A 24,546-nucleotide genomic window follows, 5' to 3' on the forward strand; every position below is an offset into this window, starting at 1 on the left:
TGGTCCCAGCGGGATTCGAACCCGCGTTTTCGCCTTGAGAGGGCGACGTCCTAGGCCGGGCTAGACGATGGGACCCGGTTTACAAACCATTTACCATTTACTATTTGCTGCCCTTACGGAAAACTCAGTAAATAGTGAATCGTAAATAGGGGAAAATTCAACCCGGCGGGGAATTTTCTACGGCGTCATGGTCATTCCAAACATCTGAGGGAGCACGGTCCCGATAAAGTATCCCAGCAGCCCTGAAGCGGTTCCGATGATCATGACCTCCAACCCGGCCCGAAGGGGATGTTTCCCCGTCACGCGGGCCTTGGCCAGTCCCACCACGAACAGCGTCGCGACCGTGACCGCGATCGAGGCCCCGATCACGGCCATCGTTCCGAGGAAAATATAGGGAATCAGGGGAACGATCGCGCCCAGCATGAACGAGATCCCCATGGTGAACGCGTCCTTGGTCGGGCTGGCCAGATCCTCCGGGGTGAGACCGAGCTCCTTTTCGGTCAGCGTCTTCAGCCACAACTTCCGGTCCGAGGCGACGCGATCGGCCAGCCGCTCCGACTCCTCCAGGGTCAATCCCTCCTGAAGATACAGCTCGATCAGCTCGGCCATTTCTTCATCGGGGTTCGTCGCCAGCTCCCGGGCCTCCTTCTCGATCTCGGCCGAGTGGAGGTCTTTTTCGGCCTTGGAGGCGAGATAACTCCCGGTGCCCATCGCGATCGTTCCGGCCATCGCGGTGGTCAGGCCGGCGATGAAAACGATCGGGCGATGGGCGGTGGCGGCCATGACGGAGGCGGCGACCGCCACCGTCGAGACCAGACCGTCCTGCATCCCGAACACCACCTCGCGGATGCGCTCGAGCGTCGCGATCCGCCCCTTTTCCTCTTTGACCTCCGGAACCGACGGATTTCGGCCGGCGGCCGATCGGATCTCCGGCCGCGCGGCGGCGGAACCCTCCGTCTTTACCCCGGAGGATGGAGAGGCCGCCGTGCGGGCCGGCACGCCCGATTTCCGTTCGAACTCTTTGAGCGCCTCGGTGAAGAGTCCGAGGTGGTAATGCTCCCGGTTCATCGCCAGACGAAAGGTCTCGGCCGCGTCCTTCCGGCCCTCGTCGAGGGCCTCCTGGATCATCCTGGGATACACCCGTCCGGTTTCAAACTGCTCCGACTCGACCACGAAACGGAGATTTTCAAGCGTGGACTTGATCTGCCCCACGACCTTGAGATGGCTGATCGCGTGGGCCGTTTCGGCCCCGGCCACCTCGAGGAAAAGCTGGGCGACCTCCGGATGGTTTTCCTCCATGGCCCTGAGGCCGAAGGCCGTGTAGACGCGGTTGGCCTTGGCTTCTTCCAGGAACGCCACCCACAGATTCCGCGTCGTCTTATCCATATTTATAGGGGCTCACGTCGCCGACAATCCAATGTGGGGGCCCGTGCGGGCTTCGCCCTTCCGATGCTCCCAGCCCTGCACTCAAACAGGCCGGGCATTATCCTCTTGCAAAGCAGTGAATTATGCCAGAGAAACAGGGAGCATGTCAAATCTATCCGGGGCCGATCGGCCGATTTTATCCTTGACATTAATGGCTTGATTCTTTAAACTTAATAAAAATTTATGACGGGAAGCGCGGATAAGATTTGGCTCGCTGATCAACGGTGGCGGAGGTTTTTGTCGTGTTGGACCGGCTTTCCTCAAAGCTGGAAAGCATCTTTAAGAAACTAAGAGGCCGGGGTGTCTTAAGTGAAAGCGATATTGATGCCGCACTGAAGGAAGTCCGACTCGCCCTTCTTGAAGCCGATGTCCATTTCAAAGTCGTCAAGGATTTTCTGGCCGCCGTCCGGCAGAAGGCGGTCGGTCAGGAGGTTCGCGAAAGCCTGACGCCCGGTCAGCAGGTCGTCAAGATCGTCTGGGAAGAGCTGCGCCGTTTGATGGGCGAGGATCTTTCCGGAGGCAAGCCGCTGCATCTTTCGCCCAACCCTCCGACCGTCCTGATGCTGGTCGGCCTTCAAGGATCGGGCAAGACGACCACGGCGGCCAAGCTGGCGCATCGGTTTAAGCAGGAGGGGCGGCGGGTTCTTTTTGCGGCGGCCGATCCGCGGCGGCCGGCGGCCGTGGATCAGCTGGTGACCTTGGGCCGTCAGATCGGGGTGGAGACCCAGACCCTTCCGGCCGACGACGCCGTCGGCGTCTGCCGCGAGGCGGTCGCGCGGGCCCGGGAGCGGCACGATGATCTGGTGATCCTGGACACCGCCGGTCGGCTCCATGTGGACGAGCCCCTGATGGCCGAGTTGAAGCGCATCAAGACCGAGGTGAATCCGAACGAGGTTCTCCTCGTGGCCGATGCGATGACCGGCCAGGACGCGGTCCAGATGGCGGAACGGTTTCACCGGGAGATCGGACTGACGGGGATCGTCCTGACCAAGCTGGACGGCGACGCCCGGGGCGGGGCGGTTCTCTCCGTACGGGCCGTGACCGGCGTCCCGGTCAAGTTTATCGGGGTGGGGGAAAAAACCGACGCGTTGGAGCCGTTTCACCCGGACCGGATGGCCTCCCGGATCCTGGGGATGGGGGACGTCCTCTCGCTGATCGAGCGCGCCGAGGAGGTTTTCTCGAAGGAGCAGGCCGAGGCGACCGCCCGGAAATGGCAGACGTCGGGTTTTTCGTTCGAGGATTTTCGGGACCAGCTCCGAAAAGTGAAAAAGATGGGCTCCATGGAGAGCCTGATCGGAATGCTGCCGGGGGCGGGACGGCTCCTGCCAAATGCCTCGGCGGGGGGGCTCCCGGAGAAGGAATTGACGCGGGTGGAAGCGATCATCAATTCCATGACGGCGCAGGAACGCGCCCGTCCCGATCTGATCGACGGCAGTCGACGCAAACGGATCGCGCGGGGAAGCGGGACCACGGTTCAGGAGGTCAACCGCCTCCTCAAACAGTTTCTTCAGATTCGGAAATTGATGAAGACGCTGTCCCGTTCGCCGGGCCGATCGGGGCTGGCGAATCTTCTACGGAATTTTTAACAACCCGGCCACAGCATTGTGGTCCATACAAGGGAGCGTCCGGACTTCGGCGAGCTCAGTCGAGTCGCTTGGCCGGCGCGACCGCGGGGGCACGGGGGCGTGCGAGGACTTTGTGCCCTGGCTGCCGAAGCGGCCCCCCGATAAGAAAGGAGTTGTACGGAGTGGCAACCATCATTCGTTTGACCCGCAAGGGAAAGCATAAGCGTCCGTTCTACCGGATCGTCGTGGCCGATTCCCGCATGCCGCGGGACGGTCGGTGCCTTGAGATCATCGGCAACTACGATCCCCTGGCCAAGACGGCCGCCGTCCAGGTGAAACAGGAGCGGGCCGTGGAATGGCTCAAGAAGGGGGCGCAGGTATCCGATACGGTGAAACGGCTGTTTAAGAAGGCCGGATTGTATCAACAGATCAAGACGGCGAAATAACGGAGGATCGATCGCAACATCTCCAGTCACGGCCGGATCCTCCTGGACCAACCCGCAGAAGTTCGTTCTCCGAGTGAAGGTGACGTTCGTCCACGGCACGGAGTGTGAGGATGGAGGTGGCCCCGATGAAAGAGCTGATCGAGTATATCGCGAAGTCTTTGGTGGACAAGCCGGAGTCGGTGTCGGTGAGAGAGACCGAAGGTGAAAAGACGACCATCATCGAGCTTCGGGTGGCGCAGGACGACCTGGGCAAGGTGATCGGAAAACAGGGGCGGACCGCGCGGTCGATGCGGACGATCTTGAATGCCGCGGGGACCAAATTGGGCAAACGGTGCGTTCTTGAGATCCTCGAGTGAGGAGAGGGCGTCGCTTGACGACTGGGTTGTGATCGGGGAGATCACAAAACCCTTCGGTCTGAAGGGCGGATTGAAGATCCGGCCTCTGACGGAGGATCCGGGTCGCTTCCGACGGCTCGCGGGGGCCGTGCTGGAGGCCGTCGACGGAACCCGGCAGACCTGCACGATTGACGAGGTTCGCACCGACCGGGATTCGGTGGTCCTGTTCTGCCGCGAGATCGAAACGGTGGAACAGGTCGAGCGCTTTGTGGGAGGGACGGTGCGGATTCCGGGTTCCGAAGCGATACGGCTCCCCCAGGGTTCCTACTTCCAGCATGACCTGGTGGGCCTTCAGGTTTACCTGGAGGACGGCCGGTATCTCGGCGTGATCCGGGAGATCTGGCCGACCGGCGGCAACGATGTGTTGGTGGTACGGGACGGGGAACGGGAGCGGCTGATTCCGGCGATCAAGTCGATCGTGATCGCGGTCGACCTGACGGAAAAACGGATGGTCCTTCGCTGGATGGAAGGATTGCTTGATTTATGATGAAATGTGATATCATCACCCTTTTCCCGGATCTGGTTCGCCCGGTCCTGGAGCACGGCATGCTGCGGCGGGCCGTGGAAAAGGGGCTGCTCGACGTTGGGGTTCACAACCTCCGCGACTTCACGCGGGATAAACACCGCACGGCGGATGATCATCCGTATGGCGGAGGGGCGGGGATGGTTTTGAAGCCGGAGCCCATATTCCGTGCGGTGGACGCGATTCGGTCTCAGGGGGAAGCGTTGCGGCTGATCCTCACCTCGCCGCAAGGAAGGCGGTTCGGACAGTCGCTGGCAGTCGAGTTCGGCCGGGAGGAGCGGCGGCTCGTGTTCATCTGCGGCCGTTATGAAGGCGTGGATGAGCGGGTGCGCGAGGGCCTGGAGCTGGAAGAAATTTCGATCGGAGATTACGTCCTGACGGGCGGCGAGTTGCCGGCCCTGGTCATGATGGACGCGGCGGTGCGGTGGGTCCCCGGCGTTCTGGGCGATCCGGAATCGGCGCAGGAAGACTCCTTCGCCGGCGCCTTGCTGGACTATCCGCATTATACGCGCCCCGCGCTGTTTCGCGGCCTGAATATTCCGGAGGTATTAATCTCCGGGAATCACGCGGCCATCCGGGGTTGGCGTCGAAGACAGGCCCTTTTGAATACGTTTCAAAAACGGCCGGAGCTGCTCGATGAGATCGATCTGACGGAGGAGGATCGTAAGACCTTGGAGGAGTTGAAGAGGGAAACAGGCAGGGAGGGCGTTCGCTGAGCGGAAACATGCCGTGTGGAACGGTTGGGACGAGGAGGAGGGGGGTTCGTCATGAATCGGTTGGATCGGATCGAACAGGGTTTAAAAAAGACTCAGATACCGGCGTTTAAAGTGGGAGATACCGTTCGGGTCTCCGCCAAGGTGATGGAAGGGGAGAAGGAGCGGACCCAGGTGTTCGAAGGCGTCGTGATCGCCCGAAAGGGCGGGGGCCATCGTGAGATGGTGACGGTGCGCAAGCTCTCCTTCGGCGTGGGCGTGGAAAAGGTGTTTCCGCTGCATTCACCGACGCTCGAGAAAATCGAGGTGGTCAGGGAAGGGCGCGTCCGGAGGGCCAAGCTGTATTATCTGCGGACGAAGCAAGGCAAGGAGGCCAAGATCGCGGAGCGGGAATACGCCGTGGACTTGATCGAAAAGAGTCTGGCCGCGGAGCCGGAGCCTGAAACGGTCAAAGCGGAAAAAAGCTGACGATGGTTTTCTTAATCCACTACGGGGAGCGGGCCTCCGGTGCGGGATCCGAGGCGGCGGGATAGGGCCGGTCCCCTGGAGCCCGAATCGGCGGAGGGCCCCGAAGCGGATCGAACCCGTTTTGAACGCATCGCCTACGCAGAGGGATTTCGTCGGATCGCCGGGTTGGACGAGGCGGGACGCGGTCCCTTGGCCGGTCCGGTGGTCGCCGCCGCGGTCATTCTTCCCCGCGACGCCCTTTTTCCGGGGCTGCGCGACTCAAAGAAGCTGACCGTCCGCCAGCGGGAACGATTTTTCGATGCGATCCGAGGACGCGCCTTGGCGGTCGGCGTCGGGGTGGTCGGCCCGGACGTGATCGACCGGATCAACATCCTCCAGGCGACGTTTCGAGCCATGGTCCGGGCCCTGGAGGGGCTGGCGCTCGCTCCCGATTATCTGTTGGTCGATGCCCTGACCGTACCCGATCTTCAGATCCCGCAGAAGGCCTTGATCCGGGGGGATGATCGGAGTCAAAGCATCGCGGCGGCTTCGGTGATCGCCAAGGTGACGAGGGATCGTTTGATGCTGGAGCACGATCGCGAGTTTCCGCAGTACCGCTTCCGCTCTCATAAGGGGTACGGGACGGCGGAGCATCTGGAGGCCCTGACGCGCTTCGGGCCCTGTCCGATCCATCGAAAAAGCTTTCGAGGCGTCCGGACCGATGATGGCCGGGGCCCGCTGCCGCCATCATGAAACAAGGTTCCCGCATGCCCCCCGGGCCCCCGGGTTCGCGCCGGCCAAGCGACTCGACCGAGCTCGCCGAAGTCCGGACGCTCACTTAGGGCGGATCATGAGCCTTGAGAGCCGTTCGTTCGGAGAGCAGTCGGAAACGGAGGCGGTCCGCTTTCTTGAACGGCGCGGATATCGGGTCGTGGGCCGGAACATACGGATCGGGCGGGGGGAGATCGATCTGATCGCCTACGACCGGGACGTCCTGGTTTTCATCGAGGTCAAGGCCCGGCGCAATACCCGCTACGGGGGGGCGTCGTTCGCGGTGGACTCGCGAAAACAACGACAGCTGAGTGTTCTGGCGGCGGGCTATATGGCGAGGCGGCGGATTAAGGATTGTCCGTGTCGTTTTGATCTGGTCCTGATTCAGGGGTTCGCGAATCGCGCGTTGGAAATCGAATTGATTCAGAATGCCTTTGAGGCCGGAGGGGATTTCCGCTCAAGATGATTACCGGACTGAATACGGATATTGAACATCAGGGCAAGATCTATCATGTTCAAACCGAGGACACCGGCCAAAAGAACGCGACGATCGTCACGATTCTGTTCCAGTCCGGCGCCATTCTCGCCACCCGCAAGACCGGTTATGCCGACATCGTCAAGGCCGAAAACCTGCCGGCCATCCTGAAGGACCTGATGAACGAACAGCACAAGAAAATGATCGAGGATCTGCAGACGGGCCGAATTTCCTCGGGGGCGACCCGGACCGAGGCGAAGCCGGTGGCGGCCCCCCCTCCCGCGTCAAGCCCCGCGCCCGAGAGTCCTCCATCGTCGGCGTCGGACCGGAAGAAAAGTCTGGACGACATGATTCTGGACTACCTGGCCGCCCGGGAGGAGCGTAAGAAACCGTAGCGAATGATCCAGCTCTTTCACGTTTATAAATCCTACGGCCGTCACCGCATGGCCTTGGAGGATATCACCCTTCAAATCGAGAAGGGCGAATTCGTGTGGCTCACCGGCCCCAGCGGAGCCGGAAAATCGACCCTTCTGAAGCTTCTGTTCGGTTTGGAGCAGCCGGATGCGGGTCAGATTGTGATCCAAAACAGAAACGTGGCCCGGCTGAAGGAATCCGGTCTGCCGCACCTAAGAAGAAGCATCGGGTTTATCTTTCAGGATTTTAAACTTCTCCAGAAAAAAACGGTCTTTGACAACGTCGCCGTGGCCCTGCAAATCGCCGGGGTGTCCCCGCCCGAAATTCGGAGACGGGTCGCCGAGGTGCTCGGATCGGTCGGGCTGGATCATAAAAAAGACCTGCTTCCGTCCATGCTTTCCGCAGGGGAACAGCAGCGGGTGTGCGTGGCGCGATCGATCGTGAGCCGTCCGATGGTCCTGCTGGCGGACGAACCGACCGGAAACCTCGACGCCGATCTGACCACGGAGATCTTCGAACTGTTGAAAACGATCAACACGAGAGGGACGACCATGCTGGTGGCGACCCACAACCGGGACATCGTGTCGCGCGTCCCGCGCCGGGTGATCGTTCTCAAAGAGGGAAGGATTGCGGCGGGGGGCGGTTGATGCGACAGCTCCGGTATTTTCTGAAAGAGACGCTGCTCAATCTTCGGGGCAACAAGTCGACCACGTTGATCTCGATGGCCACCATCGCCTTTACGATGATGCTCTTCGGGGTCTTTCTCCTGGTGTATTTTAACCTCGACGCCCTGGTCGGATCGCTTCAGCAGGAAATCAAGGTGATCCTTTACCTCCGGGACGGGCTCCCGGATAAGGAAAGGGCCGAGCTGGAGGGAAAAGTTCGGGAGGAGCCCGGGGTCTCAAGTGTCGTCTACGTTTCAAAGGCGGCGGCCCTGGAGAACTTCCGCCGGTCGTTGGAGGGCCAGGATATTCTCCTCAAGGGGCTGGGGGACAATCCCTTGCCGGCTTCCCTTGAATTGACCTTGGAAAAAGCGTATCAGACTTCGGAGGCCGTTCAACGGCTGGCGCAACAGTTCAAAGGACTGAACGGCGTCGAGGATATCCAGTACGGTCGCGAATGGGTCGATAACGTCAACGCCGTTCTGGAAGCCGTGAGAGTGGGGAGCGCGGTGATCGGGCTCATCCTCGGACTGGCGGCGGTGGTGATCATTGCCGGCACCATCGGGTTGACGGTCTGGTCGCGCCTGGAGGACATCGAAGTGCTCCAGCTGATCGGCGCCACCCGCGCGTATATCCAAATGCCCTTTCTGATGGAGGGCGCGTTGATGGGACTGATCGGCGGCGTTCTCGCCGTCGGGTTGTTGCGCGGGATCTTTGAACTGGCCAAGAACCGATTGGCCGAGGTCGGGGGTTTTCTCGGCGGCCCGATGAATTTGATGTTTTTGCCGGTGGACTGGTTGCTCCTGTTCTTGGCGGTCGGCGTTGGACTGGGTTGCACGGGGAGTCTTGTCTCGATACGAAGACTCTTATAGGGGCTTGCGTCGCCCCGTCACTTTATGGATTTGAGGTTTCGGGTTGCCCTATTTGGGATTTGCCATTTTCGATTCACCAAAATTTTCCTCGGGGGGACGTAAATCCTAAATTGGAAATAGGGGAAATCCCCCTCTTGCTCGACGTGGTCGCTGGGAGGCGCTTGGGCTCTGATCGAGGGTGTCTGATGTGAAACGGGTCTTGATTCCGACGCTGTGCGTTCTGGCGGTCCTCGCCCCGGTTCTTTTCCTGACGGGCGTCGACGGGTCGGCCGAGTCGCCGTCCGATTCGGTCTCGAAAAAAGTGACCCAGGAAAAGCAGGAGCTGGATCGCCTGAGACAAAAGATCGACCAGCAGCGCCGTAAGAGCCGCGACGCGGCCAAACGGGAGAATTCGATCCTCGCGAATCTGGAAGAGGTGGATTACCAGCGGACCCTCAAGAAGAAAGAGCTCCGGGTGGTGAACCTGCAATTGATCGAGCGGGATCAGGAGATCGAACAGCTGGACGGCGACCTGAGCGCCCTGAGGCGCGAGATCGAGTCCAAACAAGGGCGGGTTCGGGAGAGGCTCCGGGTGTTGTATCAGGAAGGGCGATTTAACACGTTGAAGGTCCTGTTTACGTCGAGCGACCATTATGATTTTCTGAGGCGGTATTATTACCTGACTTGGATCTCAAACAAGGAAAGCGACCTGCTCCGGAGTTATCAGTCGGCGGTGGAGCGCTTGGAGCCCAAGGAGGCCGCCGAGCGCAAAGCCCGGGCCGACCTTCTGGAGTATAAGAACGAAATCACACAGAAACTGTCCGAGATCCACACTGAAAAGAGGAAGAAGGACCTGCTGCTGGCCAGCATTCGCGACGAGAAAACGACCTATGAGCGGACCCTCCGCGAACTGGAGGACTCGGCCGCAAGGCTCAAGGGCCTCATTCAAGAGCTGGAAAAACAGCGCCGGGCCCGTCGGGAGCCGTCCCCCGGCGAAGGGTTTGCGTTTCAACGCGGACACCTGGATTGGCCGACCCTGGGGCGGGTGGTCACCCTCTTTGGCCGCCAGAAGCATCCTCGGTTCGATACCTATGTATTTCGTAAAGGGATTGAAATCCAGTCCAGCCAGGGCAGTCCCATTCGTTCGGTCTACGGCGGCTCGGTGGTCTTCGCCGATTGGTTCCGAGGCTACGGGCTCTTGGTGATCATCGATCACGGGAAAAATTATTTCACGCTCTACGCCCACGCGGCCAAATTGTTGGTCTCGCCGGGCGATACGGTCTCGCAACGCCAGGTCATCGGTGAGATCGGGGATACCGGCCTGACGAGCGACAACAATCTCTATTTTGAAATTCGCCACGGGGCGGATCCGGTCGATCCCCTGACATGGCTGAAACGGCGATGAGCGGGCGTTTTTAAATCGGGCGTCATTCTGGGAGGAGATTATGCACAAGCAACAAAAGACCTTGATGGGCATCGTCATTATCCTGTTAATCACCGTCTTCACGACCGGGATGATGGTCGGGAAGGGACTTCGGAACGCGCTATCGGCGGAAGCGGAGGTCTACGAGGAGCTTAAAATATTCGCCGAGGTTCTGTCCCTGATCCAGAAAAATTACGTGGAGGAAACCCACAGCAAGGATTTGGTGTACGGTGCCATCCGGGGGATGCTCAACACCTTGGATCCGCATTCGGCTTTCATGTCTCCGGATATGTATAAGGAAATGCAGGTGGACACCAAAGGGGAATTCGGGGGGCTGGGGATCCAAATCGGCATCAAGGAAAACCATTTGACGGTCATCGCCCCGATCGAGGGAACCCCGGCCGACCGGGCCGGGATCAAGTCCGGGGATTTCATCGTCAAGGTCGACGAGGAATCCACGAAAGAAATGACCCTGATGGAGGCCGTGGAAAAGATGCGCGGGCCGAAGGGCACCAAGGTCAAGCTGACCATCGAACGGGAGGGGACCGATGAGCCGCTGGTGTTTGATCTGGTCCGGGAGACGATCAAGATCGACAGCGTCAAAAGCAAGATGCTGGACGACCGCATCGGGTATTTTCGGGTGAGCCAATTTCAGGAAATGACCGCCAAGGATCTGGCGGCCGCGTTGAAGAAGTTAAAGGATCAGAAAATGAAGTCCATTATTCTGGACCTCCGGAATAATCCCGGGGGGCTGCTCACCGCGGCGGTCGAAACGACCGAATTGTTCATCCCGCCGGGCAAGGTGGTGGTGTCCATCAAAGGCCGCGATCCCAATAAACAAAAGGACGAGTATCAGTCCAGCGACAAAAATCCCTACGACACCTATCCCATGATCGTGCTGGTGAACGAAGGAAGCGCCAGCGCTTCCGAGATTGTGGCGGGGGCCTTGCAGGATTGGGGTCGTGGAATCATCCTTGGAACGACGACGTTCGGAAAAGGATCCGTCCAAACCATATTACAGCTGTCCGACGGTTCCGGTCTGCGGCTGACCACGGCCAAATATTACACGCCGAAGGGGCGTTCGATACAGAATATCGGGATCACACCGGATATCGTTGTCAAACCTTTGCCGGTCAAGGGCTCTTCACAAGCCCCTCCCGCGTTACGTGAAAAGGACCTGGAAAGGCATCTGAAAAACGAGAATGCGGAACCGCGTCCCGACAAGGAAATAAAACAAGAACCGGCGCCGCCGTCCGGCGAGGCGGCCCCCGAGACGGAGGATATTCAACTTCAAAAGGCCATCGACCTTCTGAAGACCTGGGAGATTTTCAAGGAGATAAAGCCGGTGCAGGCCTCGAGTTGAATCCGAACCCCGGGCGCGATCCCCGGCCGGAAGGCCGGGCGTCTTCATTTTTTAAAAAAAGACTTGACACCCAAATTTCGATGGTGTAAATTAGCACTCGCCGTCTATGAGTGCTAATTTATTTGGCGAATCACGAAACGATTTAGAATAACGAAAGGGGGGAATGAATCATGTCTGTACAAGCGACGCAAAAGAAAGGGGAGGTTTCAATGAAATTCAAGCCGCTCAAGGACCGTGTGTTCGTGAGCTACTCGGAAGAGATGGAAAAAACTCCGGGAGGGATCTATATCCCCGAAGCCGCGAAGGAAAAACCGCAGAAGGGCAAAATCGAAGCGGTGGGCGCCGAGGTCAAGAGTTTGAAGGTCGGGGATGTCGTCTTATTCGACAAGTATTCCGGAAGCAAAATCAACATGGACGGAACGGATTACCTCATCGTCAAGGAAGAAGACATCCTCGGTATCTTTGAAAAATAAGAACGATCCACACGAATGATTTATTAACCCATGCATCGAACGGGGCCGCAATCGTTCCGTTCGACCCATCATGAAAGAGGAGCTGATATGGCAAAGCAGATGTTGTTTAGCGAGTCCGCCCGCGGGGCCGTTCTTCGGGGTGTCAACCAATTGACGGAAGCGGTCAAGGCCACGCTGGGACCGAAGGGAAGAAATGCGATGATCGACAAGAAATTCGGCGCGCCGACCATCACCAAAGACGGCGTCACCGTGGCCAAGGAGATCGAGCTCAAAGATCCGTACGAGAACATGGGGGCTCAGCTCGTCAAGGAAGTGGCCAGCAAGACCAGCGATGCGGCCGGAGACGGAACGACGACCGCGACCGTGCTCGCCTGGTCGATCTTCAAAGAGGGCGTCAAGAGCGTGTCGGCCGGCGCCAATTCCATGGAACTGAAGCGGGGCATCGATCGGGCGGTCGACGTCGTCATCGACGAGTTGAAGAAATTGTCCCGACCCTGCCAGACCAAGAAAGAGATCGCGCAGATCGGCACCATTTCGGCCAACAGCGACAAAACCATCGGCGAGTTGATCGCCGAGGCCATGGAAAAAGTCGGCAAAGACGGGGTGATCACGGTCGAGGAGGCCAAGAGCATGACCACGACGCTGGATGTGGTCGAGGGGATGCAGTTCGACCGAGGATACCTATCGCCCTACTTCGTCACCGATCCGGAACGGATGGAATGCACGTTGGAGGATCCCTTTATCCTGATCCATGAAAAGAAGATCAGTGCCATGAAAGACCTGCTTCCCATTCTGGAACAGATTGCACGGATGGGTAAGCCGTTCGTGATCATTGCCGAGGAGCTGGAGGGAGAGGCCCTGGCCACGCTCGTGGTGAACAAGCTTCGCGGAACGCTTCATTGTGCGGCCGTGAAGGCCCCGGGATTCGGGGATCGGCGCAAGGAGATGCTGGAAGACATCGCCGTCCTGACCGGCGGACAGGTCATCTCGGAAGATCTCGGTTTGAAGCTTGAGAACGTCAAGGTCACGGATCTCGGCCGGGCCAAGCGGATCAACATCGATAAGGACAACACGACGATCATCGAAGGGGCCGGGGATCAGGGAAAGATCCAGGGTCGGGTGAAGCAGATCAAGGCCCGGATCGAAGAGACCACCTCGGATTACGATCGCGAGAAGCTCCAGGAACGGCTGGCCAAGATCGTCGGCGGCGTGGCCGTGATCAATGTGGGCGCGGCGACCGAGACCGAAATGAAGGAGAAGAAGGCCCGCGTCGAGGACGCCCTTCACGCGACGAAGGCCGCGGTGGAAGAGGGGATCGTTCCGGGCGGCGGCGTGGCGCTTCTCCGTTGCATCCCGGTCCTGGAAAAACTCAAGCTCGAGGGGGATCAGCAGGTCGGCGTGTCGATCGTCAAACGCGCCCTCGAGGAACCCATTCGTCAGATCGTGATCAATGCGGGGTTTGAAGGTTCGGTGGTGGTGGAGCGGACCCGCAAGGAGAAGACCAACGTCGGTTTTGATGCCGTCAGCGAGACCTATGTGGACATGGTCGAGGCCGGAATCATCGATCCGACCAAGGTCACCCGAACGGCCCTTCAGAACGCGGCGAGCGTGGCCGCACTGATGTTGACCACCGAGGTGATGGTGGCCGAGCTGCCGGAAGAAAAGAAAACGCCTCCCATGATGCCCGGCGGTGGCGGAATGGAAGGGATGTACTAAGAGCGGTCGGATGGAGGAGAAGGCCCCCGCCGCGGCAAACGGCGGGGGCTTTTTTCTTGGCCGGTTCACTTGAAGGTCAATGATGAATTGACACCACGTGGAAAGTGGTATAAAATTTTCTCATTTCACAAAGCACGATGGAAAGGGGATATTCATGGCAAAACCGCTGAAGGTGGATTCGAAAAGCTGGGATCAGGAGGTGTTAAAGGGCGATGGGCTCACCATGATTGATTTCTGGGCCGTGTGGTGCGGACCGTGCCAGATGATCGCTCCCGTCGTGGACGAACTGGCCCAGGAATACGAAGGTCGCTTGCGTGTCTTCAAGCTCAACACGGATGAAAATCCCGACGTGGCCAGTCGCTACCAGATTATGGGCATCCCGACCCTTCTTTTCTTCAAGGATGGAAAGCCGGTCGATAAGATTGTGGGCGCGGCGGCGAAAAAGCAGTTCAAGGACAAGATCGATTCGCTTCTGGCCGGGAAGTAAACGGGTCCCCGCATCATCATCCGCTTGAGAGTTCCATGCTGCGCGAGCTGCGCATTCAAAACTTCGCCATTATCGACCGTCTCGAAATTCGGTTTCACGAGCAGCTCAACGTCCTGACCGGGGAGACCGGGTCGGGGAAGTCCATCGTGGTGGATGCCGTGGATCTGCTGCTGGGCGGCCGCGCGTCCTCCGAACAGATCCGCACCGATTGCGACGAGGCCGTCCTGGAGGCGGCCTTTGAAGTTTCGAGGGAAGGTCCGTTGGCCGCCCAGCTCCGGGAGATGGATCTTTCGGATGGGTCGGGGGATGAGCTGGTCATCCGCCGCGTCGTCGGCCGCGCCGGGAAAAGCCGCGCCCAGGTCAATGGCCGCCTCGTTTCCATCGGACAACTCCAGCAGTTGGGCAATGGGCTGGTGGATATTCACGGTCAGCATGAACACCAGTCGCTTCTCAAACCGGAGCAGCAGCTGTATCTTCTCGATGCGTTCGGAAAGCTGCTTCCCCGCCGGGAGGAATTTCATCGCCGGTATCTCGCCTTTCGAAAAATACAAACGGAGCTTTCCGAGCTGGGAACCCAGGAGAGCGACCGTTCCCGGCGCGAGGACTATCTAAGATTCCAGATTCAAGAAATCGAAACGGCCCACCTTTCACCGGGCGAGGATGTCCGCCTGGAGCAGGAGCGTAACCTTCTGGCCAATGCCGAACGGCTGGCGGTGCTGTCGGAAGAGGCCTATCAGCACCTCTATGCGGCGGACGGAGCCATCGCCGCCCAGCTCGCGCGCGTCGAGACCGCGGTGAATGAACTGGCCCGGACGGACGAGAGGATGAAGGACGTTTCGACGGCGTGCTCCGAGGCCTCGGCGCAGCTCCGGGAGGTCGCGGGACGATTACGGGATTACAAGGATGGGATTGAATACGATCCGAAGCGTCTGGAGCAGGTCGAAGAACGGTTGTATGGGATGGCCTCTCTCAAAAAGAAATACGCCCCGACCCTCGAGGGAATTTTGACCTTCCTTCAGAAGGCGAGGGAGGAGCTCGGCGCCCTTGACACGCACGATGAACGTCTCAAATCCCTGCGACGCGCGGAGGAAGAGGCGCGCGCGAAATGCGCGGATCTGGCCCAACAACTGACCCGGGAACGAACCCGGGGGGCGCGCTCGCTCGAGAAAAAAGTCGAACAGGAACTGGCCCGATTGAAGATGGGCAGGACGAAATTTAAGATCCGGGTCGAACCCCGGCCGGGGGCCGAAGATCTTGAACCGACCGGGGCGGACCTGATCGAGTTCCTCGTGTCGCCCAATCCGGGGGAGGAACTCAAAGCGCTGGCCCGGATCGCGTCGGGCGGGGAGTTATCCCGTCTGATGCTTTCTATAAAATCCATTCTCGCGGGCGTCGACCGCGTGCCGACCCTGATTTTTGACGAGGTGGACGCCGGGATCGGAGGCGGTGTGGCCGAGGTCGTGGGCCAGCGATTAAAGGAGCTGGCCCGACACCGTCAGGTTTTGTGCATCACGCACCTTCCCCAGATCGCCAGCCAGGCCGCCCTGCACTTTACGGTCGAAAAGTTGCTGTCCAACGGTCGCGCGGTCACGCGGATCAAGCGCTTGGAAAGGGAGGACCGGGTTGAGGAGATCGCCCGGATGCTGGGCGGTCGCGAGCTGACGCCGACGGCTTTTCAACACGCCCGGGAGATGCTGGACCTCGCGGCGCATTGATCGATTTCCGTCGGCGGGTTTCCGAACGCCTAGAAGGCCCGGATCGTCATCATCACAATGATGGCCGAGCCGATGATATAGAACGGCAAAAACTTCGGCGACGTCACGAAGATCCGCTCGATCACCAGATAGCCGACGACCAGACCCACCATCAAGATTGCTGTTGGGCTTCCCATCCGAGTTCCTTTCTTAAATGAACCGACCTCATTCGTGGGCGATGGGTTCGGTTTCGTGAAGTTGAAAGGGTTTGGGGAAAATATCTTCCCCCTTTTCCTCGATAATTTGGAGCAGGAGCTGCACCAGATATGGATCAAACTGGACGCCGGCGAATCGCTTCAGTTCGGCGATAATCTCGTTCAGGGGGAGGGCTTTTCGATACGGTCGGTCCGTTACCATGGCGTCGAAGCTTTCCGAGGTCGATACAATCCTTGTGATGAGGGGGATCGCTTCTCCTTTCAATCCGTCCGGGTAACCGCTTCCGTCATAGAATTCGTGGTGGTGCCGGATAATGGAGGTCACCCGGTGCGAGAGCCCGATGGGACTCACCAGCTCGACCCCGATCTCGGGGTGCTTGCGCATCAGGAGCAGCTCTTCCCTCGTGAAGGGCCCCTGTTTATAAATGATCTTCGTATCCACTCCCAGCTTGCCGATGTCGTGGAGGTAGGCGCCGACCTGAAGGTCGCGCAGCTCCTCCTGGCTCAGGTCCAATTTCTGGGCCAGCAGGTTGGAGTAGTAATTGACCCGGCTCGAATGGCCATGGGTAAAGGGATCCTTGCCCTCGAGGGTTTCCGACAGGACCCTCACAAATTCAAGGTGGTTTACCGACCGGGATGAATCGCGTGGTTCCTTAACCCGGTCGAACACGTCCTTCAGCGATTCCAGGAAGTCAGGTTGATCGGTCATCGCGCGGCGCACCTTATCTATCGTGCTGTCGTAGCCGACCATCTCGCCCAATTCGCCGAGAAAGTTCGCGAGGTAATCCCGCCGCATTTTTTGGGCCAGGATCCGGTTGATGACGGAAATAATCTCGGTGACATTGAACGGTTTCAAAAGATAATCCGCGGCCCCCTGACGGATGGCGTCCACGGCGGTTTTCAAGCTTCCGTAACCCGTCAGGATCACCACTTCGACATGACTTTTTTCCTGCTTGATTTCACGGAGGATGTCCGTGCCTTGCAGTCCCGGCATCTTGAGATCCAGAATCACAAGGTCCACGCTCGTTCTTCGCAACAGCTCCAAGGCTTGATGACCGCTCTCGGCGTTGTAGACACCGTAGAACGGTTTCAGGATCATATTCAACGCTTCGCGCGGACCCGCTTCATCGTCGACGATCAGGATACTCTGTCGTGATTCCATCGGTGCCTCCACAGGTCGTTCGAGCCGCATTGAGCATTCAGGCGGGTTGAATTCAGGGAATCCGATACAGTGAATAAGCAACTCTTATGCCGGGGATATGACTCCGGGGTCATTCGGCGAATTTGAAAAAACACTGGGTTTTCCATGGGAAGCACGGGTCGTTTATTTGAGTTTTGCTTCGGCCATTTTACGGAAAAACTTCCGGTGTACATATTTGATCCATCAATCTTGATCGTGTAAATAAAGAATCAGGAAATCAACAGGATAAATAAGATCCGCTTACTGTTCAAATTTGTCCATTGCGTCATTTCTTTCCTAATTGAAGATCGAACCTTACCCCGTTCGTTCACGACGGGAAGGGATCTTGGCTGAAGAATGCAGGGTATGACCGGGCGGGGTGATTCCCAGCGCGTCCATTTTATATTTTAAGACCCTTCGAGTGATTCCCAGAAGACGGGCGGTCCGGGTCTGGATGTAATTGGTTTTTTGAAGCGCGGACTGGATGATTTCACGCTCAAACGATTTGACGGCGTCGGAGAGTGAAACCTGACCGCCCACGGCTTTGTCCTTTAGCGTGTTGGTCCTCCGACGCGTTTGAACCTGCATGGGCAGGTCGCCCGGGCCGATGATCGGGCCGCTGGAAAGCGTCACGGATTGCTCGATGACGTTTTCAAGTTCCCGTACGTTCCCGGGCCAGTCATAGCGCATCATGTAGGCCAGGGCCTCCTTGCTCAATGTTTTCGCGGTTCGTCCATCGTCGTGCGCTTTCTTGGCCAGGAAATGATTGGCCAGCGGCGGAATGTCTTCCTTCCGTTCGCGCAGCGGGGGCAGATGGATGGGCAGGACATGGATTCGGTAATAAAGGTCTTCGCGAAAGGTCTTGCGGCGGATGGCGTCCTCCAGGTCTTTATTCGTCGCCGCGATCAGGCGCACATCCACCTCGATGGTCTGCGTTCCTCCGACTCGAACGAACTCCTTGGACTGAAGTACACGGAGCAGCTTGGCCTGGGTGACCGGACTGAGCTCGGCGATCTCGTCCAGAAACAAGGTTCCCCCGTTGGCCGCTTCAAACTGGCCGAGCTTTCGGGCGGAGGCATCCGTAAAAGCACCCTTCTCGTAGCCGAAAAGCTCGCTTTCGATCAGGCTGTCGGGGATGGAGGCGCAGTTCAAGGCCACGAAGGGCTTGTCGCGTCGGGGGCTGTTGTAGTGAAGCGCGCGCGCCACCATTTCCTTCCCCGTGCCGCTCTCTCCGGTGACGAGGACCGTGGTCTTGGTATCCGCCACCTGTTCGATTTTCAGGAAAACCTCCCGTATGGCCCGGCTCTTTCCGACAAGGTTGTCGAAATGGTATTTTTTGCCCACTTCCGCCCGAAGATAGTGCACCTCGCGTTCCAGTTCGTGAGCGGCAATGGCCTTATCGATGGTCAATCGGAGCTCTTCGATGTCAAACGGCTTGCCGATGTAGTCCGTCGCCCCCATTTTCATCGCCTCCACGGCCGTTTTCACCAAGCGGGTGGCGGTAAGCATGACGATGGGGAGAGAGGGTTCGACTTCACGAAAGCGTTTCAACAGGGTCAGACCGTCCAGGCCCGGAAGGACGATGTCCAAAAGAATCAAGTGGATCTGGTTGCGGTGGAAAAGCGTGAGGGCCTCTTCCCCGTCGGAGGCCCATACGAAACGATAGGCCGGTTTGAGGGCGATCTTGAGGGAATCGGCAACGGCCGCTTCATCGTCCACGATCAGAATGTTTTTCATTCGACTTCCTTGAGTCAAGACGCAATGAATGAAGATACGAGCAATCTGATTAATTTTACAACCTTTCCGCGTTTCTGACAAGGAAGCGAAACCGACGGGTCCGGGGCTTTTTTTAACCTCGGGCCGCGATTTTAAGGAGGGAGGACCTCAGAGATTGGGTTGAAGGGGGTCCCCGGCTTGGCTGGAAATAAATACGACGGTAACGTTATCCTCGCCGCCCTTCTCGTTGGCCGTATCGATTAAACGTTGGCAGACGGTCCGGGGTTCTTTGAGGCTGTCCCGACTGATGGTGATCAGCTCATCGTCGGTCAAAAGGTTGCTCAGGCCGTCCGAACAGAGGAGGAGGGCGTCGCCTTCCCTGAGCGGAACGGATTTGATATCCACCTCGACCTTCACGGCGCTGCCGAGCGCCCGCGTGATCACGTGCTTGAGGGGATGCTGATTGGCCTCCTCGATTTTGAGCAACCCTTGCTGGATGTAATCGTTGATCAGCGAATGATCCTCCGTCAGTCGATCGATCCGGCCGTTTCGGAAGAGATAAGCCCGGCTGTCGCCGACGTGCGCGACGTGCGCGGTGTCCTGGTCGATCAGAATCGCGACCATGGTCGTGCCCATCCCGTTCAGTTTTGGATTGGATCGACTGGCCTGGAAGATCTTCTCGTTGGCCAATTTCCCGGCCGCGACCAGGCGTCGGATCGGGATGGGAAGATTCCGGTCCGTGTCGGCCGGCCAGGTCACCTCGGAGGATTGGAGGCTCATCTTGATGAAATCGTGCATGGTGTCCACCGCCATATGACTGGCGATCTCGCCCGCGGCATGGCCGCCCATGCCGTCGGCCACGACGAAGAACCGGAGGTCCGTAAAAACGGCCCAGGCATCTTCGTTGGATGACCGTACGCGTCCCACGTCGGATTGGCCGAAAGCTTTGATCTGCATCGCACCCTTATAACATATTTTAACAGGCCGGATCAATTCCGTAAAATCGATATCAGCGGGGTCCGCCGATCCATTCGACCTTGGGGACCGGCGTCGTAAATTCATGGATATTCCCGGACGCCCCTCGGTCTCCAAGCGGGAGAAATCACGGTCCGGCGGGACGGGCCCGTGATCAGCGTGCCCCAACGGGCCGTCCATTGGCCGTAGCGGTCGTTGATCCCGTCCATCGCGGCGAGCAGCCGACGGCGGCGCTGTTCCGTTTCAAACAGCGGAAGCTGGCCCGCGTCCGGGATCAATCCGGCCAGGCCCACGCCGACCAGGCGGACCGCCCGCTCCAGCCGGACGGTTTCCAGGATCCGGCGCGACGCCAGATAAATCTCCGACCCGTCGTTCAGAAACGCCCGAAGCCGGCGCCGGCGGCTGAACGTTTGAAAGTCGGAGTATCGAAGCGTCAGCGTCACAATGTTTCCCCGGTACCGGTTCCGTCGCGCGCGCCGTCCGACTCTCTCGGACAGCTCGATCAGCGTATGTTCGATCTCCTCCCGGCGTCGAAGGTCGCGCGCCAGCGTCATACTATGGCCGATCGATTTGGGTTCCGGGTCCTCCCCGGCCGGAAAGACCGGGCGGTCGTCCCGGCCCATTCCCAGGGCCTTCAGGGTACGGCCGATGGTCCCGAAGCGGCCGATCAGCCGTTCCACAGGCGTCCTCCCCAGCTGGCCGCAGGTCCGGATGTCCATCTCGGCCAGGGCCCGATCCAGAGCGGGACCGATTCCGCACAGCTCCTTCACGGGGAGGTCTTCGAGCAGTACCGGCACGTCCTGCGCTTCAATCCGGACCAACCCGTCCGGTTTTTTCAGGCCGCTTCCCAGCTTGGCCAGGATTTTGTTGGGCGCGATTCCCACCGAGGCCGTGAGCTGCATTTCCCGTCGGATCCGCTGTTTGATGGCCGACGCGATGGCCTCGCCGCCTCCAAAAAGGGTTAAGGAACCGGTGATGTCCAAAAAGGCCTCGTCCACGGAGAAGACCTCCACGAGCGGGGTATAGTCCTGATAGATCGCCAGGAGTCTCCGGCTGACATCGGTATAGCGTTCATGATCCCCCGGCACCACGATCAGACCCGGACAGAGCGCCCTCGCCTCCGGAACCGTCATGCCGGTCTTGACGCCGTATTCTCGCGCCTCATACGAAGCCGTCAGCACGACGGTGCGGGCGCCGGCGCCGCAGACCGCGATCGCTTGGCCCCGGAGGGCGGGATGGACCCGTTGTTCGACCGAGGCGAAAAAAGCGTCCATGTCGATATGAAGAATTGTAGGGGTCACGGCAGCAAGATCCGGCCCGGCGCGGCCTCCTTCCGGAACTGCTCGGCGAGTTCGGGATGAATTTGTTCGATGAGCCCGAGGAGTCCCCGCAGGAACTGGCGCGAACGGAGCAAGGAATCCGAGAACGACCGGGCCAGCTTCAGGTAGGCGTCCATCGCTTCGACCGCGGCCTGCGGGCCGCTTTCCTTCGCCACGGCTTCCATTTCTTTCCATAAGGCATCGCCGAAGGGCGAACGGGCCGACTCGGGAAGGGCCAGGGGGCTCAGCCGCCGCCGGAGGTCTTCCAGGCCGACAATCACCTCGGCATCCGTCGCCGAGCCGCGTTGGGCGAAATACTTGAAGATCACGGCCTCCATCACGGCCAGGAAGGGGATCATTTTTTGATTTTTCAGCCCCTGAAAGACCCGGGCCCGTTCAACCGAGAAGGCCTGGGCCGTCCGGCCGCGCTGATAGCCCTCGTGCGTCGTGAGATAGGCGCAGTCCGGGGGACACGCGATCCGGACCTGACGGTGTTCCCCGCAGCATCGCGGGCAGATCAGTCCGCCAAGGGCGGGGCAGGAACGCTTGCCTTTTGCTTTATGACAGTAAACGCAGGAAACCATCCATCCCCCACGGAATCCGTCGGAACGATAACCCTGCCTATAATCATAGAGGCCGGGTTCCGGGCAGTCTATCCGAATACGGTTTCCGGGTCAAATCGGCTCCGGCGACCAGAGGTCGAGCTGAACGGGCTTGATCCGGGACGACGCCGGCGTCAGCGGCCGGCCGTGAAGAAGCAGGTACGGCGCGGCGCGTTTCATCACGACGCCCAGCCGGGTCAACTGCCGGGGATCGGTGAGGACCGCCGACCGGCGCAGCTCCGCAATCCGCTTGGCCGAGATCGGACCGATGCCCGGCACGCGCAGCAGCTTTTCGTAATCGGACCGGAGGACCTCCAGCGGGAAGAACTCGGGATGGCCGAGGGCCCAGGCCGTTTTCGGATCGACGGCCGTCGGCAGATGGCCCCGATCGTCGAAGATCAGCTCCGGGACCGAAAAACCGTAGAAACGCAGCAGCCAGTCGGCCTGGTACAGCCGGTGTTGTCTCTGAAGAGGGGCCGGCGAAAGGTGATCGAGCGGGGTGTCCGGGACCGGGCTGAAGGCGCTGAAATAAGCCCGACGCAGGCCGATCTCGCCGTAAAGCCGCCCGGTGGCAGCGAGGAGGTCCAGATCGGTCTCGCCCGCCGCGCCCACCACGAACTGGGTGATCTGGCCCGCCGGGATCCGGTCGGGATATTGCTGCTTGAGGCGCTTGACCCAGACCATCCGGGTGAGCATATCGTCCAGGAAATTCTTCCGGGCCGAGAGCCGCGAGAGATGCTGCGGGGTCGGGGCCTCAAGATTGAGGGAGACACGGCTGGCGATGCGAAACGTCTGTTCCACCGCGGCTTGGCTGGCCCCGGGCAGTATTTTTAAATGGATGTATCCTTTGAACTGATGCCGCGTTCTTAAGATTTCGGCCGTCTGGATCATCCGCTCCTGCATCGTGTCGACCTTCCGGGTGATTCCGGAGGAGAGAAACAGCCCGTCCACGAACCGTTTCCGGTGAAGCATCATGAAAGTCCGGGCCAGCTCCTCCGGGGATACGTAGGTGCGCGGCACGTCGCGACCCGCCCGGTGCTCGCAGTAGAAGCAGTCGAATTCGCAGATGTTGGTCTGGAGGACCTTGAGCAGGCGGACGGTCTTTCCGCCCCCGACCGGACTGACATGAATTCCGCCGGGGAGATGGCGGGCGGCGCCCTTGAGGACGGGATTCCGGTGCCGCAGATAGCGGTCGTCCGGCCTTGTGCCGGATTGCGGGGTAAAGCACGCGGGGGCGGATTGTCCGGCCGAAAGCTCATGCTCCCGCGCCGCGCCTTCGCCCAGGATCGCGAGTTTCTGAAGGATGTCCATTGTTTGCCACGTCCTTGTAGGGGCGTACGGCCGTACGCCCCTACGGAAAATGCGCTACATCGGGCTCACGGTCATCAACTTCCAGGAAAGGGCTCCGGCGTCGTAGGTCAGGTCATACACATTGGCGCCGTCCGTCACCGCGAAATGATGATAAATTCTGTTTCCGTCCCGGACCTTCCAGGCAAAGGTCACGCGCTGAACGCTGTATTTGCGGTTGTTCCAGACGAACCATTTGGGTTGGAGCGTCTGCTCCGGGTCAAATACGGCGCCGACCTTGACCGGCTCTCCGATTTCCGTGATCATTTATATATATGGGAGCCCGTGCGGAAGATTAAAACTGCAGGTCCTCCGAGGCCCCCACCCCCCGTGCTCGGACAGGCGAAGCCTGATCCTCGCATAATTTTTATTGTGCGCATTGTTTTTTCATAATTTACGAATAATCGCCACGACCTTGCCGAGGATGCGGACCTCCTCCCGGTTCGGTCTCACCACGATCGGCTTCATCCGGGCGTTGGCCGGCTCCAAGCGGATCGCGTCGGGGTCTTTGTAAAAGCGTTTGACCGTGGCCTCGTCGTTTAGGAGCGCGACCACGACTTCTCCGTTGCGCGGCTGGGGATGGGGTTGCACCACGGCGTAGTCGCCCGAATGGATTCCGGCCTCGATCATGCTGTCGCCCGTGACCCGGACCACAAACGACCCGGGCGGGGCCAGGCTTCGATCCAGCCGGAAGTGACGCTCCACCTCTTCCGTCGCCAGCAGGGGCGCGCCCGCCCGGACGCGTCCCAGCAAGGGGACGGCGACGGTCGGGGAGGCCGTCTCCCCGGACCACCCGACGACCTCCATCGCGCGGGACAATCCCGCCCGGCGGCGGATGTAGCCTTTATCCTCCAGTGCGGCCAGATGTTTCTGCGCGCCCTTGGGTCCCCGCAAGCGCAGATGCCGTGCGATCTCCCGTATCGTGGGGGGGAAACCGTTTTTTTCGTAACTATCCTTTATATAGTCCAGAACCCGTTCCTGACGGGGGGTCAAGGTGTCTTTCATGGCGGCTCGATCCAAAGGTCTACATTTGTAGTCCTACCTTATCTGAATCGGAAGGCGTTGTCAAGCGCCGCTCATCCCGGCTCCAGGATGGCCCCGACGCCCTTCGCCAAGGCCATGCTTCAATCGCCTGGGGTTCCAAGGCGTTGGGAGCGTTCCACCCTTATTTTGATTGACAATGCGGGTTCAATGTGATAAAAAAGCTCAATCATTTTGGCCAAGTCCAGATAATCTGAATACTCCTTCCATCCCTCATTGAGGTTCGGAAACGGTTTGGGGCGGGCCGGTCCATTCCGTCCATTAGAATAACGAGGCTGACTCGGACACAATGCAACACCTCCACCTTC

Annotated in this window: 27 protein-coding genes and 1 tRNA gene; 17 read left to right on the forward strand and 11 right to left on the reverse strand. The window is 59.4% G+C overall.

The features are described from left to right. Together VMN77_12470 and VMN77_12475 are read right to left on the reverse strand one after the other, a co-directional pair. Nucleotides 1–75, reverse strand: a tRNA-Glu gene (locus VMN77_12470). Nucleotides 76–177: 102 nt separating this feature from the next. Beyond that, a complete protein-coding gene (locus tag VMN77_12475; GenBank protein ID HTN44598.1) occupies nt 178–1,386 on the reverse strand; it encodes a VIT1/CCC1 transporter family protein in 1,209 nt (402 codons plus the stop codon). Between the two features lie 263 nt (nt 1,387–1,649). Between VMN77_12475 and ffh the strand changes: the two genes are divergently transcribed. From ffh to recN, 17 genes are all read left to right on the forward strand, one after another. Beyond that, nucleotides 1,650–3,011: a signal recognition particle protein gene (gene ffh / locus VMN77_12480; protein ID HTN44599.1), complete on the forward strand. Its 1,362-nt coding sequence runs from the start codon at nt 1,650–1,652 to the stop codon at nt 3,009–3,011. A 161-nt stretch (nt 3,012–3,172) separates the two neighbouring features. Then, nucleotides 3,173–3,436, forward strand: coding sequence for a 30S ribosomal protein S16 (gene rpsP / locus VMN77_12485; GenBank protein ID HTN44600.1), 264 nt, complete (start codon nt 3,173–3,175; stop codon nt 3,434–3,436). A gap of 125 nt (nt 3,437–3,561) precedes the next feature. Then, nucleotides 3,562–3,792 carry a KH domain-containing protein gene (locus VMN77_12490; GenBank protein ID HTN44601.1) on the forward strand — a complete coding sequence of 77 codons (231 nt, stop codon included), beginning with the start codon at nt 3,562–3,564 and terminating at the stop codon, nt 3,790–3,792. Then, nucleotides 3,776–4,318, forward strand: coding sequence for a ribosome maturation factor RimM (gene rimM, locus VMN77_12495; GenBank protein ID HTN44602.1), 543 nt, complete (start codon nt 3,776–3,778; stop codon nt 4,316–4,318). The genes VMN77_12490 and rimM overlap by 17 nt, the downstream gene beginning before the upstream one ends. Next, entirely contained in the window at nt 4,315–5,070 is a 756-nt protein-coding gene (gene trmD / locus VMN77_12500) for a tRNA (guanosine(37)-N1)-methyltransferase TrmD (protein ID HTN44603.1), read from the forward strand. Before rimM ends, trmD begins: the two co-directional genes overlap by 4 nt. A gap of 51 nt (nt 5,071–5,121) precedes the next feature. Further along, entirely contained in the window at nt 5,122–5,535 is a 414-nt protein-coding gene (rplS, locus tag VMN77_12505) for a 50S ribosomal protein L19 (GenBank protein HTN44604.1), read from the forward strand. Nucleotides 5,536–5,574: 39 nt separating this feature from the next. Continuing rightward, entirely contained in the window at nt 5,575–6,267 is a 693-nt protein-coding gene (locus tag VMN77_12510; GenBank protein HTN44605.1) for a ribonuclease HII, read from the forward strand. A gap of 97 nt (nt 6,268–6,364) precedes the next feature. Next, nucleotides 6,365–6,751: a YraN family protein gene (locus tag VMN77_12515; GenBank protein HTN44606.1), complete on the forward strand. Its 387-nt coding sequence runs from the start codon at nt 6,365–6,367 to the stop codon at nt 6,749–6,751. Next, complete coding sequence (locus VMN77_12520) at nt 6,748–7,155, forward strand: hypothetical protein (GenBank protein ID HTN44607.1); 408 nt, start codon at nt 6,748–6,750, stop codon at nt 7,153–7,155. The genes VMN77_12515 and VMN77_12520 overlap by 4 nt, the downstream gene beginning before the upstream one ends. A gap of 3 nt (nt 7,156–7,158) precedes the next feature. Continuing rightward, nucleotides 7,159–7,821, forward strand: coding sequence for a cell division ATP-binding protein FtsE (gene ftsE, locus VMN77_12525; protein HTN44608.1), 663 nt, complete (start codon nt 7,159–7,161; stop codon nt 7,819–7,821). Continuing rightward, nucleotides 7,821–8,708 carry a permease-like cell division protein FtsX gene (locus VMN77_12530; GenBank protein HTN44609.1) on the forward strand — a complete coding sequence of 296 codons (888 nt, stop codon included), beginning with the start codon at nt 7,821–7,823 and terminating at the stop codon, nt 8,706–8,708. Before ftsE ends, VMN77_12530 begins: the two co-directional genes overlap by 1 nt. 187 nt (nt 8,709–8,895) lie before the next feature. Further along, nucleotides 8,896–10,092: a peptidoglycan DD-metalloendopeptidase family protein gene (locus tag VMN77_12535; protein ID HTN44610.1), complete on the forward strand. Its 1,197-nt coding sequence runs from the start codon at nt 8,896–8,898 to the stop codon at nt 10,090–10,092. A gap of 40 nt (nt 10,093–10,132) precedes the next feature. Further along, nucleotides 10,133–11,473, forward strand: a complete 1,341-nt coding sequence (locus VMN77_12540) for a S41 family peptidase (GenBank protein HTN44611.1) — start codon at nt 10,133–10,135, stop codon at nt 11,471–11,473. Between the two features lie 209 nt (nt 11,474–11,682). After that, a complete protein-coding gene (locus tag VMN77_12545) occupies nt 11,683–11,946 on the forward strand; it encodes a co-chaperone GroES (protein HTN44612.1) in 264 nt (87 codons plus the stop codon). Nucleotides 11,947–12,033: 87 nt separating this feature from the next. Further along, nucleotides 12,034–13,662 carry a chaperonin GroEL gene (gene groL / locus VMN77_12550; GenBank protein HTN44613.1) on the forward strand — a complete coding sequence of 543 codons (1,629 nt, stop codon included), beginning with the start codon at nt 12,034–12,036 and terminating at the stop codon, nt 13,660–13,662. A gap of 154 nt (nt 13,663–13,816) precedes the next feature. Then, nucleotides 13,817–14,149: a thioredoxin gene (gene trxA, locus VMN77_12555; GenBank protein HTN44614.1), complete on the forward strand. Its 333-nt coding sequence runs from the start codon at nt 13,817–13,819 to the stop codon at nt 14,147–14,149. A gap of 35 nt (nt 14,150–14,184) precedes the next feature. Continuing rightward, on the forward strand, nt 14,185–15,864 hold the full coding sequence (recN, locus tag VMN77_12560) for a DNA repair protein RecN (GenBank protein ID HTN44615.1): 1,680 nt from the start codon (nt 14,185–14,187) through the stop codon (nt 15,862–15,864). Between the two features lie 29 nt (nt 15,865–15,893). On the opposite strand, the gene VMN77_12565 is transcribed toward recN, so the two are convergent. The 9 genes from VMN77_12565 to lexA all read right to left on the reverse strand — a co-directional run bounded on the left by VMN77_12565 (nt 15,894) and on the right by lexA (nt 24,202). Beyond that, nucleotides 15,894–16,040: a hypothetical protein gene (locus tag VMN77_12565; GenBank protein ID HTN44616.1), complete on the reverse strand. Its 147-nt coding sequence runs from the start codon at nt 16,038–16,040 to the stop codon at nt 15,894–15,896. Between the two features lie 28 nt (nt 16,041–16,068). After that, the gene (locus VMN77_12570) at nt 16,069–17,220 is read right to left on the reverse strand and encodes an HD domain-containing phosphohydrolase (protein HTN44617.1); all 1,152 of its coding nucleotides are present in this window, start codon (nt 17,218–17,220) and stop codon (nt 16,069–16,071) included. A 333-nt stretch (nt 17,221–17,553) separates the two neighbouring features. Further along, entirely contained in the window at nt 17,554–18,975 is a 1,422-nt protein-coding gene (locus VMN77_12575) for a sigma-54 dependent transcriptional regulator (protein HTN44618.1), read from the reverse strand. A gap of 147 nt (nt 18,976–19,122) precedes the next feature. Next, complete coding sequence (locus VMN77_12580) at nt 19,123–19,911, reverse strand: Stp1/IreP family PP2C-type Ser/Thr phosphatase (protein HTN44619.1); 789 nt, start codon at nt 19,909–19,911, stop codon at nt 19,123–19,125. Nucleotides 19,912–20,012: 101 nt separating this feature from the next. After that, a complete protein-coding gene (gene dinB / locus VMN77_12585; protein ID HTN44620.1) occupies nt 20,013–21,230 on the reverse strand; it encodes a DNA polymerase IV in 1,218 nt (405 codons plus the stop codon). Continuing rightward, on the reverse strand, nt 21,227–21,832 hold the full coding sequence (locus tag VMN77_12590) for a hypothetical protein (protein ID HTN44621.1): 606 nt from the start codon (nt 21,830–21,832) through the stop codon (nt 21,227–21,229). Before VMN77_12590 ends, dinB begins: the two co-directional genes overlap by 4 nt. Nucleotides 21,833–21,922: 90 nt before the next feature. Beyond that, a complete protein-coding gene (locus VMN77_12595; GenBank protein ID HTN44622.1) occupies nt 21,923–23,161 on the reverse strand; it encodes a putative DNA modification/repair radical SAM protein in 1,239 nt (412 codons plus the stop codon). Nucleotides 23,162–23,215: 54 nt separating this feature from the next. Beyond that, entirely contained in the window at nt 23,216–23,464 is a 249-nt protein-coding gene (locus VMN77_12600) for a hypothetical protein (protein ID HTN44623.1), read from the reverse strand. A 120-nt stretch (nt 23,465–23,584) separates the two neighbouring features. Further along, nucleotides 23,585–24,202 (reverse strand): transcriptional repressor LexA, encoded by a 618-nt coding sequence (lexA, locus tag VMN77_12605; protein HTN44624.1) that lies wholly within the window; start codon nt 24,200–24,202, stop codon nt 23,585–23,587. Between the last annotated feature and the right edge of the window lie 344 nt (nt 24,203–24,546).

This window comes from Nitrospiria bacterium (assembly GCA_035498035.1).
Taxonomy (GTDB): domain Bacteria; phylum Nitrospirota; class Nitrospiria; order JACQBZ01; family JACQBZ01; genus JACQBZ01.